Here is a 14993-nt window from a genome sequence, read left to right as displayed (position 1 = left end):
GCTACAACGGCTTGCTCGCGCCACGACAGCCGCCTGTGGAATGAGTCCCGGGTCCCGGCTACGCCCAAGGGGCTTCGCCGCGGCACGCAAGCCCGGGACGACGATGGAATGTGGAGCAATCGCAAAGCAAAAGCCCGGCACTAGGCCGGGCTTCTGTACGTCTTGCTCTCTGATCGCGCTTACGCCTGCGGCTGCGGCTCCAGGCCGGGGTCCGGATCCGGGCGCGGACGGGACTTACCGGCAGGCGGCACGGCGGAGGCACGTGGCGTGGTCGGCTCGAGCACGGACTCGCGGTTCGGCTTCTTGCCCTTCAAGAGATCGACGATCTCGTCGCCGGTCAGCGTCTCGAACTCGAGCAGGCCCTTGGCCAGTGCTTCGAGATCGGCGCGCTTCTCGGTGAGGATTCGCGTCGCCTCGTTGTAGCCTTCCTCGACCAGGCGCTTGATCTCGGAGTCGATCTTCTGGACTGTCGCCTCCGAGGCGTTCTGGGTGCGCGACACCGACATGCCCAGGAACACTTCATCCTGGTTCTCGCCATAGGAGACGGTGCCGAGCTGTTCCGACAGGCCCCAGCGCGTCACCATCATGCGCGCCAGACGTGTCGCCTGCTCGATGTCGGAGGCCGCGCCCGAGGTGACTTTCTCGCGGCCGAACACCAGTTCTTCCGCGACGCGTCCGCCCATCATGATGGCGAGACGCGAGGTCATCTGCTCCAGCGACATCGACAGCTTGTCGCGCTCCGGCAATTGCATGACCATGCCGAGTGCACGGCCGCGCGGAATGATGGTCGCCTTGTGGATCGGGTCGGTGGCGACGACGTTGAGGCCGACGATCGCGTGGCCGCCTTCGTGATAGGCGGTCAGAAGCTTCTCTTCCTCGGTCATAACGAGCGACTTGCGCTCGGCGCCCATCATCACCTTGTCCTTGGCCTCTTCGAACTCGGCCTGCGTCACCATCCGCTTGTTACGGCGCGCGGCGGTCAGCGCGGCCTCGTTGACGAGGTTCATCAAGTCGGCACCCGAAAAGCCCGGGGTGCCGCGTGCGATGGTCTTCAGGTTGATATCGGGCGCCAGCGGCACCTTGCGGACGTGAACCTTCAGGATCTGCTCGCGGCCGACGACGTCAGGGTTCGGCACCACGACCTGACGGTCGAAGCGGCCGGGCCGCAGCAGCGCCGGATCGAGCACGTCGGGCCGGTTGGTGGCGGCTATCAGGATCACGCCCTCATTGGCCTCGAAGCCGTCCATCTCGACCAGCAGCTGGTTCAGCGTCTGCTCGCGCTCGTCATTACCGCCGCCGAGGCCGGCGCCACGATGGCGGCCGACCGCGTCGATTTCGTCGATGAAGATGATGCAAGGCGCGTTCTTCTTCGCCTGCTCGAACATGTCACGCACGCGCGATGCACCGACGCCGACGAACATCTCGACGAAGTCGGAGCCGGAAATGGTGAAGAACGGCACATTGGCTTCGCCCGCGACCGCGCGCGCGATCAGCGTCTTACCGGTACCGGGAGGGCCGACCAGCAACACGCCGCGCGGAATGCGTCCGCCCAGGCGCTGGAATTTACCGGGGTCGCGGAGGAATTCGACGATCTCCTGCAGGTCCTGCTTGGCTTCGTCGACGCCGGCGACGTCCTCGAACGTCACCCGGCCATGCGCCTCGGTCAGCATCTTGGCGCGCGACTTGCCAAAGCCCATTGCCTTGCCGGCACCGCCCTGCATCTGCCGCGACAGGAAGATCCACACGCCGATCAGCGCGATGAAGGGCAGCCAGGAGACCAGCAGCGAAACGAACCACGGCACGTTGTCGCCCGGCGGCTTCGCAGTGATCTGCACCTTGCCGTCGTAGAGGCGCTTCACCAGCGTCGGGTCGTTCGGCGCGTAGGTCTGGAAGCTCGAGCCGTTGGTGAAGGTGCCATGGATTTCCGGCCCCTGGATCACGACGTCGCGGACATGGCCCTGGTCGACTTCGCTGAGGAGCTGCGAGAACGAGATGTCCTGCGAGGACGCGCGCTGACCCGGATTCTGGAAGAGCGTAAACAACGCCAACAGCAGCAAGACGATAATGACCCAGAGGGCGAAATTCCGCAGATTGGCGTTCATTGATTTTCCTTCGTGGTCGCGCGGATCGCGGCCTCAAAACTATCCTCGGGCGGCCTCAGGCAGGGCACTTCAGGATATCCCTGGGAATCCCCCTTAGCGACTGCATACAATTTAGGTGCCACGGGAGTATATGCCAAGGGAACTGCACAGGACTATTTAGCGCATCCTAGCCCGATTCCCGGTCAAATAATGGCGCAAAGATCCGGGTTTTTCGGGGGTAGTTAAGCGGATATGACGGGAATTTTCCTATTCGCCTGAATATCAGCGGGCCCGGCTCCTGCGCGGCGGTGCCGGCTCGACCCGGATCCGCCCATTGGCGAGCCCAATGACCGCGCCGGCGAGCGTCTGCTTCAGCTTGCCCGCCCTCTGCGTCACCGCCTGATCGAGTGCGGCCAGCAGGGCCTCGATCTTGCCCAGTTCGGCCGGCCCCTCATGGCCCACGCGGTCGATCGCGCGCTTGAGCAGGCGCAGGCGGACCTCCTCGGGAAGGGCCACAAAGGCCCCGGCATCGAATCCGGGGCGCGCCGCATTGCCATCGCGCAGCGCAAGGTAGCGCTCGGCACCATCAGCCAGCACTTCCACCGCGGCATTGGCCCGAGCGAGCCGCGCCGCCAGCCGCGCGAGGTTCCGGGCATCGCCGCCCTCCGCAGCCAGTGCCGGCATCAGCGCGCGCAGCCGCGGACGCGTGAACGCAGTGTCACGATTGGTCGGATCGACCGCATAACCGATTCTGGCTTTCTCCAGGGTAGCGATCAGCCGCGCCTTTGGAACAGCGAGCAGCGGCCGCGCCAATCTCACCCCTTCGCGCTCGGTCTCGCGCGCCATCGCGGCGAGGCCGGCGATGCCGCTGCCGCGCAGCAGCCGCATCAGAAGCGTTTCGGCCTGGTCGTCGCGGGTGTGGGCCGTGAGGATATGCGTCGCCCCGCTCGCGCGGGCCGCTTCGGCCAGCAGGCGATAGCGCGCCTCGCGTGCCGCCTCCGGCAGGCCGCTGTTCGGCTTGGTCCCGGTCCAGCGCAACGTCCGATGGGGCAGATCGAGCGTGCCCGCAAGGCGCTTGACCTCACGCGCTTCGCGCGCGGCCTCCGGGCGCAGGCCGTGGTCGACAGTGACTGCAATCAGCCGCGGCCCCTGCTTCAGTGTTCGGCGCCAGCGCACCGCGAGCCACATCAACGCCACCGAGTCCGGACCGCCGGACACGGCCAGAACGATCGCTGGCGCGCGCTTCCAGTCGTCTAACAGACGTTTGGCTTCTGTCGCGGAGATCGCGCTGCTGTCATCGGACATGGCGGTGCCATTGGTCGCGGAGCTGAAAGGCCCCAGCGGCACCGGTTTAGCACTTGATGCGCTTCTGCTCACGATCGACGGCAGCTTTGACGCCCGTGGAAGCCCGCGGATATTTCCGCGTCACTTCGCCAAGCGCGGCGCAGGCGGCTTCCTTCTCCTTCAGCGCCGCCAGTGACTGGCCAAGCCGCAGCAGCGCGTCCGGCGCCTTGGCCGACTTGTCAAATTTCGTGGTCACGCCGAGGAAGGACTCGGCGGCGTCACGATACTGCTGACGCTGAAAATAGCTCTCACCGAGCCAATATTGCGCATCCGGGATCAAGGGGTCACTCGGATATTTCTGGGAGAAATTGCGCATGGTTTCCTCGGCGAGCGCATAGTCCCTGCGCTGCATATAGCCGATGCCAAGATCGAACTCGTCCTTCGATGTCGCCGATGGCGGCAAGGTGGTCAGTGCGGCGGTGGCGCCACCCCCCGCCGGTGCGCCGGCATTACGTGGGCTGGTGTTGCCGAGGTCGAGCGGTTCGCCCGCGCCACGTCCGCCGGGCGCACCGACCGCAGCATCCGGTGACATCGGCATCTGGCCGCCACCGAGTGCGCGCGGCGCCCCCGGGGCGTTCGGGTTCTGGTTGGGATCGAAGGCATCGCCACGGCCGCGGCGCCCTCCTGCCGCTGGCGCTGCCGGCTCCTGAACGATTGGAGCGGGAGCTGCGATCTGGGTCTGGTCGTAGCCGCCCTGCGATTGCCGGTAACCCGGCTGCGGTTGGCCGTATCCCTGCTGCGGCTGTCCATAGGCCGGCTGGCCGCCTTGCGGCGGGTAGGACGGTGCAGGCTGTGCGGCCGGCGGCACGGCGGCGGCGCCGAGCTGGCCGCCGGGGCCTGACGGCGCAGCGCCGAGCTGACGCAGGCGCTCCTCCAACTGGCGGTTACGATATTGCAGTTCCTCGTTCTGGCCGGTCAGCTGTCGAAGCTGGTTCTCCAGATGCTGGACCCGCATTTCGAGGTCGGCATCGTCGGATTGTGCGAAGGCCGGTGCGGAAATGGCCAGTCCCGCGGCAACCGCCGCGGCGCGTGTAACTCTAAGAAATCTGGATGACATCTTGCCCTGACGACGAAAATCGACGCGGAACCACCCTGATGCAGGGAGTACGCCGGAATTGTGACTGAAGCAAATCAACGTTTAAACAAAACCGGCGCCTTTCGGCGCCGGCGGCAAATCGGGGAATTTCGAAAGCTCACGAACTCGCGTTCAGCACCGTAACGGCGCGGCGGTTCTGCGACCAGCAGGAGATGTCGTTGCAGACCGCCACCGGACGTTCCTTGCCGTAGGAGATGGTGCGCATCCGGCTCGGATCGATGCCGCGCGAGGCGAGATAGGAGCGAACCGCCTGGGCGCGACGCGCACCGAGCGCGATATTGTATTCGCGGGTGCCGCGCTCGTCGGCATGGCCTTCAATGGTAAAGCTGTAACGGTTGTAGCTCTGCAGCCACTGCGCCTGCTTGTCCAGGGTCGCGATCGCCTGCGGGGTCAGGTCGGTCTGGTCGCTCTCGAAGAAAACACGGTCGCCGACGTTCACGACGAAATCCTGCTGGCTGCCCGGGGTCGCCGCGTTCGCCATCGCGCCATCGGCGCCGAGATTATTCTTGGCGCATGCACCCATCGATAGCGCGACCGCCACCACCGCGGCGAGCTTCAATCCCTGGAGGATTCGCATCTGATATTTCATTCCCGGAGCCTCCACGCTCACGTTCTCGAACTCTCATCCGATCTACAGGGCGATGGTTAAGCGAACGTTCCGTCAACCTTGATGGGACCTTGCCAGACCCGATCAAATGCGGACGAACGGCGAAAAGCGCCCCCGATGGTTAATGGGTTGTAAATGTGGCGCGAGGGTGAAGACAAGCGCGGAGGCCGCCGGAATCGCCGAATTCCCGGCTTTACCGGGAAGAATCGGCGCAGAGTGCGGGACTTCACCGACAGTTCGGGCGAAGCCGGACTATTCAGGAACTTGGAACGATCGACGCTTGCGCGAAGGAGGGCCGGACATCAGTGGTACCAGATTGACCCCGCCCCCGCTCGAACAGTATCCGCCGCTCGAACGCACTTGAACGCAGGAAGGGGTAGCGGGCGAGCACCCGCTCACGCACCGCTGGCAAGTGCGCGGCCATCAGTCCGACCGGCTTCAAGAGGCCCGGATGGATGCGCGGCTCGGACCAGGCCTCATGCAGGAACACCCGACGGTAAAACGCCATGTGCTCGGGACGCACCATGGCCAATCCATAGTCGGCGTTGAAGTGAACGCCAGCCGTCGATCCGAGCCGAACCGTCACGTAGGGCAGCTCCGGAAAAGTCCGCGCCTTTTCCGGATCGGCGACAAAGCGCGTCGAGTCGATGAAGACCAGTCCCTGATCGAGCTTGGGATGAAGCACGTCACCAAACACGTCCACGGAGGGCGAGATCCGGCACTCGGGCGTGACGACGTTGATGCGAATTGAGCTGTAGAGTTCGCCGTTAAAGTACACACCGAACGTCCAAACGTTGGCGGCATCATCATACTGATCCACGACGCGCTCGTCGGCTGACGGTTCGATCGCGCGTTCGCGCAGATAAGCTCGATAGCGGAGCCGGTAGATATCTTCCTTTTCGGCTGGGGTTTGCACTAGGCGATAATCGACTTGATCCAGCGGGTCCGAAAGCCGTCCGCTTGCCGGCCTGGTGGCCTCCACCGCAGGCATTGTGTTCAATCCTTACACCTTCGAGCAACTTCTGCGCGTGTCAAAAAGATTAACAGCATCTTAATTTATTGCAAAGGGATCGCGGCAATACGGTTAATCGAACGCGGAGCTCGCGCGCGAGCCATGCGTCTGTGGCACCGCGAAGCTACCGGTAGAGGGACGCTCTCAGGCGATCGACCGCGAGGATGCCAGCTTCAGCAAGTCTTCCGGACGGCGGCCATGAGAAGCGCTGAGGAGTTGCCGTATACGCACCGCAGGTACCGGGCGACTGAACAGATAGCCTTGCGCCTCGGTCACCGCGCCGTCGGCGCTGACGAGATCGAGCTGCTCGTTGGTCTCGATGCCTTCCACCACGACGGACATGCCGAGATCGGCGGAAAGCCGCGCCACACCACGCAAGAGCGTCAGCGGTCGGTCGGTGTCGATGCCTTCGAGGAACGAGCGGTCGATCTTGACCTTCTGCAATGGGAAGTTGTGCAGATAGCTCAGGCTCGAATAGCCGGTGCCGAAATCGTCGAGCGAGATCCGTACACCCAGCGCATGCAGCTGCGACAGCACGTCGTGCGTCACTTGCGTATTGCGCAACAGTGAGGACTCGGTGATCTCGATCTCAAGACGTCGCGCTGGCAGGCCCGAAACCTCCAGCGCATAGCGGACCTCGCTCAGCACGTCGCGCTGATGGAACTGCTGCGGCGACAAATTGACCGCGACGCTGACGGATTCGGGCCAGGTCATGCATTCCATACAGGCCTTGCGTAGAATCCAGCGGCCGAGATCGACGATTAACCCCATGTCCTCCGCTACGGGAATGATCTCGATCGGAGAGACCGTGCCGCGCACCGGATGGTTCCAGCGCAATAGCGCCTCGCAGGTCGTGATCCTGCCGGTCTTGAGATTGACCAGCGGCTGGTAATAGAGCTCGAACTCCTCGTTCGCCAGCGCCTTGCGCAGGTCGAGTTCGAGGATGCGGCGCGCTTCGACGATCTGGGCCATCTCGTCGCGGAAGAAGCAGAACGTGCCGCGCCCGTCAGCCTTGGCGCGATAGAGTGCCATATCGGCGTTCTTCAAAAGCGTGTCGGCGCTGACACCCGGCGACGTCATGGCGATGCCGACGCTGGCCCCGATCTCGACCAGGTGATTGTGAATCTTGTAGCGCTCGCTGAGGCGATCGACGATGCGACGTGCAAGGCTGGCCGCGTCCTCATGTGACTTGATGTCCTGCTGGAACACCACGAACTCGTCGCCGCCGAAGCGCGCCACGAAATCTTCCGGCCGCAGCATTTCGCGGAGCCGGCCGGCGACCGCGCAGAGGAGCTGATCGCCGCATGGATGGCCGAGCGTATCGTTGACCTGCTTGAACTGGTCGAGGTCGATGAACAGCAGTGCCGACAACTGCCCGCCTCTCGGCCGCGCCAGAAGACGACCGATCTCGTCACGGAAATTGAGCCGGTTGGGCAATTGCGTGAGTTCGTCATACCGCGCCAGATGGGTGATGCGAGCTTCCGCATTGCGCCGCTCGGTAACGTCTTCAAGCAACACAACCGTGCCACCATCGGCCATCGCCTGAAACGTCCACGACAGCGCGCGGTTGTCGGTCGGGTCGGGGGCGCTCGTGATCACGACCCGCATCTGGGTGTGCTCGATCTCGGCGAGGATCATCCTGCCGCTCGCCTCTGAGATCGAGCCGGCGCTGACGCATGCCGAGATGATGTCGGATGCGCGCAACCCCCGCTGCACAAGGTCTTCCGGCAGGCCCATCATCTCGCTGAAGCGATAGTTCATCACCGCAAGGCTGCCATCGTCGCGAAACATGCACAGGCCGTGCGGCATGTTGTTCAGCGCGGTATCGAACTGGCCGGCCAGCGCCGCTTCCCGCTCCTTCGCGATCCACGCGTTGACGTAGATCCGCTGCAGGCTGGATGTCAGGTGCCGGATGGAAACGAAGAAGACAAAGCTCAGAAGGGCAAGCGCGATGTAGTAGGCGCCGCCCACATAGAACAACGCGAAGATCAGGGGTCCGATCGACAACAGCAAGTGCAGGTGGAAGATCCGCGGGCGGCCGAATGTCCGCCCAACCCCAGCCGATGTATAGGCCACCACCGTCGTCACGCAGAGCATGTGGGCGGCGGCATCGCTGGTTCGCAGCAGAACGGTTACCCCCCAGATGCCGAGCACGATGCCATAGGCGACGGCGCCGAACCGGTAGCGCTGCTCCCAGCCGACGGACTCCGCGACGGTGAGCCGCGAGTTGCGCTGCTGGTAACGGTACATCTGATGAGCGCGCCCAAGCCCCACCACGATGAACAACGGCACGCACAGCCACATCAAGATGTCGCCGGTGACGGCGGCGATCACCGAGCCGGCGATGGCCGGGCCAAAGGCGCCGAAGATCATGGGCGCGGGATTCATGAACAGGGAATCGACCAGCGCAGCCGCGATCGTTGGCGACATCTGCCGGTCCGACTCTCCCGTCTGATTGGCAAACTGCATGAGCTGGGCACACGTCCTGTTGTAACGTGCAGTTTTACCCAGCGCTGATGAAGTCTTTCTGAGGGAATATCGTTACCAAGACCTTGTTTCGAGTTTTATGCAGCGGAAATTCTCTTTCTATTTCAACAAACTAGGAAAAATTTGCCGGTTAACGGAAATGGTTACCCGCAAAGCCCGGCAATTTACGACAATAGCGGCGACCACGCCGGATCGGACGCGAAGCCCGGCGTCGGCACGCGCAGTTCGTTGCGGCCGGAAACGTCGACGGTGAAGAGCGACGGTCCCTGGCCGGGATCGCGGAAGAACATCACGACGCGCCCGTTCGGCGCAAAAGTCGGCCCCTCATTGTGATAGCCCGAGGTCAGGATCCGCTCGCCCGAGCCATCGGGCTTCATGATGCCGATTGCGAACTGGCCGCCGCCCTGCTTGGTGAAGGCGATGTAGTCGCCGCGCGGCGACCACACCGGCGTCGAGTAGCTGCCGTCTCCAAAGGAGATGCGCTGCGCCTGCCCGCCGTTTGCGGCCATCACATAGATCTGCGGCTTGCCGCCACGATCGGACTCGAAGCAGAGGCGCGTTCCGTCGGGTGCAAAGGACGGCGAAGTGTCGATCGCCGGGGTGTCGGTCAGCCGCGTCATCGATTTCGAACGCAGGTCCATCACAAACAGGTTCGAGTTGCCGCCCTGCTGCAGGCTCATGATGATGCGCTGGCCGTCCGGCGAGAACCGCGGCGAGAACGACATGCCCGGGAAATTGCCGACGATCTCGCGCTGGCCGGTCTCGATGTTGAGCAGATAGACGCGCGGATCGCCCTGGCCGAACTCCATATAGGTGATTTCCTGGGTCGACGGCGAGAAGCGCGGGGTCAGCACCAGGTCCGAGCCGCGCGTCAGGTAGCGCACATTGGCGCCGTCCTGGTCCATCAGCGCGAGCCGCTTGACGCGGCGCTCCTTCGATCCGGTCTCGTCGACGAAGACGATACGGGTATCGAAATAGCCCTTCTCGCCGGTCAGCCGTTCATAGATCTGGTCGGAGATGATGTGCGCGATGCGCCGCCAATATTCGGCCGAGGTGTCGTATTGCTGGCCGGCGAGCTGCTGGCCGGTATTGACGTCCCAGAGGCGGAATTCCGCCTTCACGCGCCCGTTGTTCTGCCGGGTCATGCGTCCGGTGACCAGCGCCTGCGCGTTGACCGACTTCCAGTTCTGGAAGTTCGGCGCGGCGTCGATATTGATGTTCTTCTCCAGGTAGGCGGCCTGGTCGATCGGCGCGAACAGACCGCTTCGCTTGAGATTGTTGGTGATGACCTGGGTGACGCCGGCACCGACCTCGGTATCGCCGGGGGTACCGGCCGTGAAATTCGGGATCGCGATCGGCAGCGGCGCGAACTCGCCGTCGGGAATCTGCACGCGCTTCGGCCCTTGCGCGAATGCGCCACGCGGTGCGGCGGCAATGGTGCCGAGCGCGGCCATGCTGGAAATGATCTGGCGGCGGCTCGGGCGGAAAAACGTCTCAAACGATTTGTTCTGATTGGTCATCGTTGGCGAACTTTGCTTTATGGGACCTCAAGCGCACATCGCGCTCAGGTCTTTCGTTCGGTGAACACGGGCGAAAAATATTTCCATTCGTCGAAGAAGGCCGCCGGCAGATTGTACGGCTGGCATTCGATGATCGCGCGCAACGCGCTCTCCTGATAGACGCGCAAATAAGGCGTCGCTGCCGTGCCTTCCGGCACCGGCATGCCCTCGAGCGTGCCGTCGCGCTTCAGGCGGATCACGAAGGCCGCTTCCGTCTGCTGCGCCTCGATGCCGCCATAGGGCTTCTTCCAGCAGCGCTCGACCTGGCTCTTGAACATCGCGCCCCAGGTCGCCGAGTTATCGGCGGCCTTGCCATGGGAAAGGCCGAGCGCTGCGTTGGAATTGAGCGTATCGCCGGCTGCTGCCTGGCGCGTCGGATCGCGCTTGTCGAGCAGGGCTGCGATCTTCGACTGGTCGAACACGCGCTCCTTCAGCTTCTGCTCCGGCGGCGGCTTGGCGGCCTGCTGTTGCGGCTTCGGCGGCGGCTTCTTCTCTTCCTTCTTGATCGCCTCGGCAATCGGATCGGGCTTCACAGGGTCCGGCTTCTTCTCGGCCTGCTTCGGCTCCGGCTTTGGCTCTTCCTTCTTCGCCTCTTCCTTTTTCGGCTCTTCCTTGGGCTTGGTCTCTGCAACCGGCTTCGGCGGGTCGGGCTTCTTTTCGACCGGCTTCTCTTCCACCTTCGGGGTCGGCGGCGGGGCGGTGTCGGTGACGATGGGCGGCTTCTTGTCCTCGATCTTGCCGACGGCGTCGTCGACCGGCTTGGCCTCGGCGACCTTCTCGACGAGCGGCTTCGGATTTTCCTTCTTGCCGGTCCTCTGGCCGGCCATCACATGGGCAAGCTGGTCGGACGAGATGACGTCGACAGCGACGGTCTCCTCGTCCGGCAGGACATAGGCCTTGGACGAAAACGATACGAGGCCCCATCCCAGCACGAGCACGTGCAGGGCGATCGATGCCACCAGTGTCTTGTCGACCTTGACCTTCAATTTTCCCTGCAACTTACCCTGCTCTGCCACAGCTTAAGATCTCAAGATCCCCCCTCCGGGATGATGACGATGTTGGCCTTGAAGCCGGCGGTGCGAATCTGGCCCAGGAGCTTCATCATATCCGTGTAACAGACGTCCTTGTCCCCGCGCAGATATACCACGGCATCGTTATCCGACCGGGTCTCCCGGATAGCCTTGATTTTGGGCAAGAGGTCGGCAGCCGAGATCGGGGCGTCCCCGAGATAGAGTTCCACGTTCGAATTGCAACTCCCGCCGGTGCGCTTGACCGACAGCGTCAAGGGCGGGGTGTTCTGGGCAATCGACTTGCCGCCGCTCGCGATCGGCAGGTCGATGTCGATATTCGACGTCATCAAGGGCGCTGCGACCATGAAGATGATGAGCAGCACCAGCATCACGTCGACCATCGGCGTGACGTTGATTTCCGCCATCACGGCGGCGCGGCGCCGGCCACGGCGGCCACCGCCACCAGACGAACCGGCCATGCTCATCGCCATGGCCTAAAACCCACCGCTTGCGTTCATCACTTGCTGCCTCATCAGGCCCGTTCGTCGATCTGGCGCGACAGAATCGCGGAGAACTCGTCGGCAAAGCCTTCCAGGCGCTGGGCCTGCCGGTTCACCTCGGAAATGAACTTATTGTAGAAAATAGTCGCCGGAATTGCGGCGATCAGGCCGATTGCGGTCGCAAACAGCGCCTCCGCGATTCCGGGCGCCACCACCGCCAGCGAGGTATTCTTTGATGCCGCAATCGACTGGAAGCTCGACATGATGCCCCAGACGGTGCCGAACAGGCCGACGAAGGGGCCGGCCGAGCCGACGGTCGCGAGCACCAGGAGCCGCCGTTCCAGCCGCTCGACCTCGCGCGCGATCGACACATTCATGACCTTCTCGATCCGCATCTGAAGGCCGCCAAAGGAGCGCGAATGGCTCTCGAAGGACCGCTTCCATTCGCGCATCGCCGCCACGAAACAGGCCGCCATCGACTGGGTCGGCTTGGCCGACAGCGTGCGATAGAGTTCCTCGATCGACTGCCCCGACCAGAACGCCTGCTCGAACCGGTCCATCGCGCGGCGGGTGCGCGAATACAGGAAGATCTTGTCGATCGCGATCGCCCAGACCCAGACCGAGCAGGCGAGCAACCCGAGCATGACCGCCTTCACGACCCAGTGGGCCTGCAGGAACAGCGCGATCAGCGACACGTCGCTCGAGGCCATGGGCAGCGCTGCCTGCGCCACGTCGGCGGGATTCATCGGCAATATCCTTTCAACGCAAAGATCCTCTGTCCTTCCCGGAGCAAATGGCTGCCGGTCCCGGATTTTCGTTTCGACGCGTTTTCCTCACGCCAACCGGTCTCCACCTCGCTTGAGCCGCCCCTCGCAGCCGCGCGCCCAGCGCGGCGGTAAGCGCCAGCCGCGAAAAGCTTTCATCAGTCGCATGGGAGGGCCGTCCAAGGCCGGGCCCTGCTTCCTCCGCCAACATGTCAAAACAAGGGCTGTTCGCGCGTCATTTCCGTCCCTCACCTGACTCTAACCGTGGTTAAGGCGAGGTTACCAAAGTCCGGTTTGGCGGCTGGAAATGCAGGAAGTCCGGCCGGTTACGGGAATGGGCGGGTTCCCTGCTGCTTGTTCCTCACCCTCTCAGGGTGAGGAGATAGGCTGGCTTCAATTGTCAAACAGCGAAGGGGATATGACTCCGCATTCTCGCGGCATGACCTGCCCGAGCTTTGCGTTCGTTTCGCCCTCTCATTGAACAGAGGGCGCAGGGAAAGCCGGGTGCCGGTTGCACCCATGGGTCCCGTGCAGCAAAAAGCACGGGGGTAGGACCACAGGTTCAACCGAAGCATTCCGGCTTTCCCTGCGCGATGGTGTTACGGTTTCCTTCGCGCTCTCCCCGGTGACCGGGCTTTCTTGCCACCGTCGCCCTTAGGGATGTTTCCATCCCTTAAGGACTTAGCGCCAGCGTCGGGGCGCCAGGACCACACGACTTCGCCGTTCGTGAGTGTCTCGCTCGTCAGTCGTGACACTCACGTCCACCGCATCTCACCGCAACGTTCGTGACGATCGCGAGCCGCCCCTCGTCCGCCGTGAGACGCGCGGAGTTAAATCACTGATTTGCCCGACGGCGAAAGCGGAATGTTTTTCGCGCGAGGGGTGGACAGGGGAAATCACGTTGATTGGCTTAAGGAAAATCGTGCGAACGATATGACGCCGTCATGCCCGGGCTTGCCCGTCTTCGCTATCGCTTCGCCGGACTGACATTAGAGTGCCCGGCGAAGCCTCGGCGTAGCCGGGTCCCGGGCATCCACGTCCTTTGCTTCCGTGCACGGGAGAGACGTGGATGGCCGGGTCAAGCCCGGCCATGACGGAGGAGAGGATTGCGCAATGCGTCCCCTAGTCATTCCGAGGCGATGCGACAGCGTCGAGCCCGGAATGACTAAGAAGCTTGGCGCGTGCGAGAGGGTGGGTTACGCATCCGACAAATCATACCCAGGGAGAGACTCCTCATGCGCACCCATTCCATCGCCGCCATTCCTGCTGACGGTATCGGCCCCGAGGTGATCTCGTCAGGCATTCGTGTGCTGGAGGCGCTGGCGAAACGCTCCGGCGATGTTGCCTTCCAGTTCAAGACGTTCGACTGGGGCTCGGACTATTACAAGAAGCACGGCGTCATGATGCCGGCGGACGGGCTCAATGAGTTGAAGAAGTTCGATGCGATCTATTTTGGCGCAGTCGGCGCGCCGGATGTGCCCGACCACATCACGCTGTGGGGACTGCGGCTGCCGATCTGCCAGGGTTTTGACCAATACGCCAATGTGCGGCCGACCAAGATCCTGCCCGGCGTCGCCTCGCCACTGCGCAATGTCGGCGTCGGCGATCTCGACTGGGTGATCGTGCGCGAGAATTCGGAAGGCGAATATGCCGGCGCCGGCGGACGCGCGCATAAGGGCCTGCCCGAGGAAGTCGGCACTGAAGTTGCGATCTTCACCCGCGTCGGCGTCACGCGCATCATGCGCTATGCGTTTCGGCTCGCGCAGTCGCGACCACGGAAGTTTCTCACCGTGGTGACGAAATCGAACGCGCAGCGGCACGGCATGGTGATGTGGGACGAGATCGCCGCCGAAGTGGCGCAGCAATTCCCCGATGTCACCTGGGACAAGATGCTGGTCGACGCCATGACGGTGCGCATGACGCTCAACCCGAAAAGTCTCGACACCATCGTCGCGACCAACCTGCACGCCGACATCCTGTCCGATCTCGCAGGCGCGCTCGCCGGCAGCCTCGGCGTCGCGCCAACAGGCAATATCGACCCCGAGCGCCGCTTCCCCTCGATGTTCGAGCCGATCCACGGCTCGGCCTTCGACATCACCGGCAAAGGCATCGCCAACCCGGTCGCGACCTTCTGGACCGGCGCGCAGATGCTGGAGCATCTCGGCGAGAAGGACGCGGCCATGCGTCTGATGGCGGCGGTGGAACGCGTCTGCGCCGCCGGCGTGCTGACGCCGGATGTCGGCGGCAAAGCGACGACGAAAGAGGTGACGGACGCCGTGATCGACGCGATTCAGGGATCGAATGTGTGAGGCGGTGCCTTCACCTCTCCCGAAGGGAGAGGTCGGATTTCGCGCGCCAGCGGGAAATCCGGGTGAGGGTTGAGGTCTATCGAGAGAGCGTAACCCCTCACCCGGCGCTGCGCGCCGATCTCTCCCTATGGGAGAGGTGAAGTGCGGGGTCCTGACCGGCTACATGGGTAACAGAATAGACCGACGACATGGGTAACAGGTCAACTGGTCGGCAAGGAGGACCT

The 14993-nt window shown here is 63.4% G+C and carries 11 protein-coding genes; 1 reads left to right on the top strand and 10 read right to left on the bottom strand.

The window, feature by feature from the left end:
• Positions 1 to 179: 179 nt before the first annotated feature.
• From ftsH to tolQ, 10 genes are all read right to left on the bottom strand, one after another.
• Positions 180 to 2102 (bottom strand): ATP-dependent zinc metalloprotease FtsH, encoded by a 1923-nt coding sequence (gene ftsH / locus ACZXDY_RS10205; protein ID WP_130229339.1) that lies wholly within the window; start codon positions 2100 to 2102, stop codon positions 180 to 182.
• Between the two features lie 261 nt (positions 2103 to 2363).
• A complete protein-coding gene (gene tilS, locus ACZXDY_RS10200; RefSeq protein WP_028163663.1) occupies positions 2364 to 3386 on the bottom strand; it encodes a tRNA lysidine(34) synthetase TilS in 1023 nt (340 codons plus the stop codon).
• A 46-nt stretch (positions 3387 to 3432) separates the two neighbouring features.
• The gene (gene ybgF / locus ACZXDY_RS10195; RefSeq protein ID WP_464345400.1) at positions 3433 to 4482 is read right to left on the bottom strand and encodes a tol-pal system protein YbgF; all 1050 of its coding nucleotides are present in this window, start codon (positions 4480 to 4482) and stop codon (positions 3433 to 3435) included.
• A 136-nt stretch (positions 4483 to 4618) separates the two neighbouring features.
• Positions 4619 to 5110 (bottom strand): peptidoglycan-associated lipoprotein Pal, encoded by a 492-nt coding sequence (pal, locus tag ACZXDY_RS10190; protein ID WP_028163665.1) that lies wholly within the window; start codon positions 5108 to 5110, stop codon positions 4619 to 4621.
• A 274-nt stretch (positions 5111 to 5384) separates the two neighbouring features.
• Positions 5385 to 6119, bottom strand: coding sequence for an N-acyl amino acid synthase FeeM domain-containing protein (locus ACZXDY_RS10185; RefSeq protein ID WP_464345399.1), 735 nt, complete (start codon positions 6117 to 6119; stop codon positions 5385 to 5387).
• A 165-nt stretch (positions 6120 to 6284) separates the two neighbouring features.
• Entirely contained in the window at positions 6285 to 8609 is a 2325-nt protein-coding gene (locus ACZXDY_RS10180; protein WP_464345398.1) for a putative bifunctional diguanylate cyclase/phosphodiesterase, read from the bottom strand.
• A gap of 182 nt (positions 8610 to 8791) precedes the next feature.
• Positions 8792 to 10081 carry a Tol-Pal system beta propeller repeat protein TolB gene (gene tolB, locus ACZXDY_RS10175; protein WP_433994499.1) on the bottom strand — a complete coding sequence of 430 codons (1290 nt, stop codon included), beginning with the start codon at positions 10079 to 10081 and terminating at the stop codon, positions 8792 to 8794.
• A gap of 110 nt (positions 10082 to 10191) precedes the next feature.
• On the bottom strand, positions 10192 to 11172 hold the full coding sequence (locus tag ACZXDY_RS10170) for a hypothetical protein (protein ID WP_028163669.1): 981 nt from the start codon (positions 11170 to 11172) through the stop codon (positions 10192 to 10194).
• Between the two features lie 41 nt (positions 11173 to 11213).
• A complete protein-coding gene (locus tag ACZXDY_RS10165) occupies positions 11214 to 11687 on the bottom strand; it encodes a biopolymer transporter ExbD (protein ID WP_028163670.1) in 474 nt (157 codons plus the stop codon).
• Positions 11688 to 11728: 41 nt separating this feature from the next.
• Complete coding sequence (tolQ, locus tag ACZXDY_RS10160; RefSeq protein ID WP_027579741.1) at positions 11729 to 12442, bottom strand: protein TolQ; 714 nt, start codon at positions 12440 to 12442, stop codon at positions 11729 to 11731.
• Positions 12443 to 13695: 1253 nt separating this feature from the next.
• Here tolQ and ACZXDY_RS10155 point away from each other — a divergent pair.
• Entirely contained in the window at positions 13696 to 14769 is a 1074-nt protein-coding gene (locus ACZXDY_RS10155) for a tartrate dehydrogenase (RefSeq protein WP_130228248.1), read from the top strand.
• Positions 14770 to 14993 lie beyond the last annotated feature (224 nt).

It is taken from the genome of Bradyrhizobium sp. LeoB3 (assembly GCF_055456055.1).
Note: the sequence above shows the minus strand (reverse complement) of the source record. Positions and strands in the feature narration are given on the sequence as shown.